This window comes from Streptomyces sparsus (assembly GCF_054776295.1).
In genome coordinates, this window is the sequence record NZ_BAAHCA010000438.1 from 1 (window position 1) to 4,033 (window position 4,033).

The 4,033-nt window shown below is 72.6% G+C and carries 3 protein-coding genes; 2 read left to right on the top strand and 1 reads right to left on the bottom strand.

Annotated elements, in window-relative coordinates:
• Nucleotides 1-93 precede the first annotated feature (93 nt).
• Nucleotides 94-1,404, bottom strand: coding sequence for a GDSL-type esterase/lipase family protein (locus ACYVE9_RS18030; protein WP_461028910.1), 1,311 nt, complete (start codon nt 1,402-1,404; stop codon nt 94-96).
• 221 nt (nt 1,405-1,625) lie between these two features.
• Between ACYVE9_RS18030 and ACYVE9_RS18035 the strand changes: the two genes are divergently transcribed.
• Both ACYVE9_RS18035 and ACYVE9_RS18040 read left to right on the top strand, forming a co-directional pair.
• Nucleotides 1,626-2,969 (top strand): DUF445 domain-containing protein, encoded by a 1,344-nt coding sequence (locus ACYVE9_RS18035; protein WP_461028911.1) that lies wholly within the window; start codon nt 1,626-1,628, stop codon nt 2,967-2,969.
• Nucleotides 2,970-3,146: 177 nt separating this feature from the next.
• A complete protein-coding gene (locus ACYVE9_RS18040) occupies nt 3,147-4,013 on the top strand; it encodes a fumarylacetoacetate hydrolase family protein (RefSeq protein WP_461028912.1) in 867 nt (288 codons plus the stop codon).
• The last annotated feature ends 20 nt before the right edge of the window (nt 4,014-4,033 follow it).

Consider the following 4,033-nt stretch of genomic DNA (forward strand, 5'->3'; position numbering starts at 1 on the left):
GGGGGTCCGGCGGGCGGCGTCGGGGCGGCCGTCAGGTGTGCGCGGAGGGCCGGGTCGGCGTGCCGTCGGCGGGGGTGCGCGTCGTGCGGGATCTCACATCCGGGTGGCGGGGGAGCCGCGCAGTTCCTTCAGGTCGAGCGCTTCGGCCATGGCGCGGAATCCGTTGTCGCTGGGGTGCAGGTGGTCGCCGGAGTCGTAGGCGGCGCGCAGCCGGTCGGGTCGGGCCGGGTCGCGCAGCGCGGCGTCGAAGTCGACGACGGAGTCGAAGGCGCGGCTGCTCCGGATGAGGTCGTTGACCTGCTGCCGGACCGCTTCGCGGCGGGCGTTGTGCTTGGGGTAGCCGCCGAACGGGGTGAGGGTGGAGCCGATCACGCGCAGGCCGCGGTGGTGGGCCTGCTGGGCGATCTGTTCCAGGCCGAGCACGATCTGCCGCGGGTTGTTCTGGTGGGGGTGCTTGATGATGTCGTTGATGCCGAGTTGGACGACGACGGTCCGTACGCCGGTGCGGGAGAGCACGTCACGGTCGAGTCGGGAGAGTCCGCTGGGGCCGTTGTTGGGGGAGTAGCGGCTGCCGTCGATGAGGACGCGGTTTCCGCTGATGCCCTGGTTGAGCACGCTGTAGCGGGGCGCGCCGCGTTCGGTGCGCAGGCGGGCGGCGAGGAAGTCGGTCCAGCGGCGGTTGGCGCCGGGGCTGGAGGTGATGCCGTCGGTGATGGAGTCGCCGAGGGCGACGACCGCCCCGTCGGCGTCGTGCGACCAGACGTCCACGCCGGTCAGGTAGCGCCAGTAGGGCGTCTGGCGGGTGTAGGCGGCGCCGTCGACGTCGTCCGCCCGGTCGCCGTCGGCGAGAAAGCTGGTCTGCCGGGCGAAGGGGTGGTAGGTGACGGATCCGGAGGGCGACGGCGAGTACGTGGTGACGAGCAGGTCGGCGGCGTGCGGCACGTTGAGTCGTACGGCGTCGCTGGTGACGGCCCCGCCGGGAGGGATGGTGACGCTCTGCTGGGTGCCGAAGGTGAGGCGGCGCATGGTGCCGGGGGACGCGGTCGGTGTGCTGGGCACGGCGGCGAGCGCCAGGGTGGCGTGCGAGACGGTGAGGGGGCGGGTGCCGTAGAGGTTGGAGAGCTGGATGCGGGCAGCGCTGCCGCCGACGGAGGTGTGGACGACGTTCCTTATGGAGGTGTCGGGGTATCCGTCTGCGGTGTCCGGCTCGGCTGCCGCGGGGGACGCCGTCCAGGTGCCGACCCAGTTGCCGGACGATGCCGGTGCGGCCGAGGTGCGGCCGCCGGGGGAATCGGAGGGGGCGGTGTCGCGGTTGCCGCCGAAGCCGATGAAGATGGCACCGGAGACGAGCACCACGAGGGAGGCCAGTCCGGCCAGCAGGGCGTATCCCATGTTTCTGCTCATGGGCAGCTGCCAGTCGTCATGCGCGGGAGTCCCCCTCGGGCGGTCGTGCGGCGGGAGCCATGATCCCACGTGCGGAACGGGGTGCGGTGCGTGGGCGGTCGGGGCCGGTGGGCGTCTGTCGGCGGTGAGGACGCAGTTCGCGGGTGCGGCGTTCCCTCCGGTGGGCGGGTCGGGCCCGGAGGGACAATGCACGGGGTGACGGGCGACAACGGGTGGAGCGCATGGAACGGACGAAGCAGGCTGGTCCGGCGGGTGGCGGTGCCGAGGGGCCGACGGCCGCGGTGACCGATATCACGCGGGATCTGGGGGCGTTCACGGCCGCCGACGAGGAGAAGCAGCGCGGGGTGCGCCGGATGAAGGCGATCGCCACCGGCGCGCTGGTGCTGGCGGCGGTGGTGTACGTGCTGGCGAAGTGGGCGCAGAGTGCGGGTGCGGGCGGCTGGGCCGGTTACGTGGCGGCGGCGGCGGAGGCCGGCATGGTCGGTGCGCTGGCCGACTGGTTCGCGGTGACGGCGCTGTTCAAACGGCCGATGGGGTTGCCGATTCCGCACACGGCGATCATCCGTACGAAGAAGGACCAGTTGGGGCAGAACCTGGGGGACTTCGTCGGTGACAACTTCCTGTCCGAGGACGTGGTGCGGCGGCGGCTGCGGTCGGTGGGCATCGGTACGCGGCTGGGCGCGTGGCTGAAGCAGCCGGAGAACGCGGACCGGGTGACGGCGGAGTTGGCGACGGCGGTCCGGGGCGCGCTGGCGGTGCTGCGGGACGCGGATGTGCAGGCGGTGGTGGGGGAGGCCATCAACCGGCGGGCCGACGCGCGGGAGATCGCGCCGGCGCTGGGCTCGCTGCTGGACCGGGTGGTGGCGGACAGCGGCCACCGCCGGGTGGTGGACCTGGTGTGCGAGCAGGCGCACGACTGGCTGGTGGAGCACCGGGATCCGGTGATGGAGGCGGTGGCCGGGGGCGCGCCGGGGTGGACGCCGCGGTTCGTGGACCAGCGCATCGGCGACCGGGTGTACCGGGAGTTGCTGCGGTTCGTCACGGAGATGCGGGACATGCCGGACCATCCGGCGCGTGGCGCGGTGGATCGTTTCCTGGCGGACTTCGCGACGGACCTCCAGCACGACGAGCAGACCCGGGCCCGGGTGGAGCGGCTGAAGTCCGAGGTGCTGGCGCGTGGTGAGGTGCAGGACCTGATCGCGTCGGCGTGGTCGTCGGTGCGCGCGATGATCGTTGCGGCTGCCGGGGACGAGCAGAGCGAGCTGCGGTTGCGGGTGCGGGCGTCGCTGCTGTCGCTGGGTGCGCGGTTGGCGTCGGACGGCCGGTTGCAGCACAAGATCGACGACTGGATCGAGGGCGCGGCCACGCACGTGGTGACGACCTACCGGGCGGAGATCACGTCGTTGATCACCGAGACGGTGGCGGGTTGGGACGCCGACCAGACGTCCCGCAAGATCGAGGCGAACATCGGGCGGGACCTGCAGTTCATCCGGATCAACGGCACGGTGGTGGGTGCGCTGGCGGGGCTGGCGATCCACGCGTTGACGCACACCTTCGGCGGCTGACCGGCCCCGGTGCGCACTGCCGCTCCCCGGGGCGGGGCGCTGTGGCGGTGCGTGCGGGGTGGGGCCGGTGGTCCGACAGGTGAACAGGGGCTTGTGCTTGCCCGGTGGCTCTTGGAGGATCGCCCGAAAGCGTCGATGGCCGTCCCCATCGTCATCTGCGATGACGGGAGTGTGCCTGTGAGGCTGCTGCGAGTGGGACCTGCGGGGGCGGAGCGCCCGGCGGCGCTGGACGGTCCGGGAGCGCTGCGTGACCTGTCCGCCCTGGTGCCGGACATCGACGGAGCCCTGCTGTCGGACGACGACGCGCTGGACCGCGTCCGGGCGGCGTTGGCGTCCGGCACGCTGCCGGTGCTGGATCCGGCGGGCCTGCGGACGGGGCCGCCGGTGGCGCGGATCGGCAAGGTGGTGTGTGTCGGGCTCAACTACCGCGACCACGCGGCGGAGGTCGGGGCCGCGCTCCCCGAGGAGCCGCTGGTGTTCATGAAGGCCCCGGACACCGTGGTCGGGCCGCAGGACACGGTGCTGGTGCCGCGCGGCAGTTCGCAGACCGACTGGGAGGTCGAGCTGGCCGTGGTGATCGGCCGCACCGCCCGGTATCTGGAGAGTCCCGAGGCGGCCATGGCGTGTGTGGCGGGCTACGCGGTCAGCCACGACGTGTCGGAGCGGGAGTTCATGTTCGAGCGCGGCGGCCAGTGGGACAAGGGCAAGAACTGCGAGACGTTCAACCCGCTGGGCCCGTGGCTGGTGACCGCCGACGAGGTGCCCGATCCGCAGGCGCTCGGCCTGCGGTTGTGGGTCAACGGCCGTCTGCGGCAGGACGGCAGCACCGCCGACCAGATCTTTCCGGTGGCCGAGGTGGTGCGCTATCTGAGCCAGTTCATGGTGCTCAGGCCGGGTGACGTCGTCAACACCGGTACTCCGGCCGGGGTCGCCAACGGCCGTCCGCACCCCAAGCCGTTCCTGCGCCCGGGGGACGTGGTGGAGCTGGCCGTGGACGGCCTGGGCCGGCAGCGGCAGCTCCTGGGCAGCGCCGCCGCCAGCTGAACCGCGCCGCGGCTGAACCG

What these genes read in the sequence shown, in the direction of transcription:
- ACYVE9_RS18035 (WP_461028911.1), top strand. Translation starts at nt 1,626, where the DNA reads ATGGAACGGACGAAGCAGGCTGGTCCGGCGGGTGGCGGTGCCGAGGGG.
- ACYVE9_RS18030 (WP_461028910.1), bottom strand. Translation starts at nt 1,404, where the DNA reads ATGAGCAGAAACATGGGATACGCCCTGCTGGCCGGACTGGCCTCCCTC.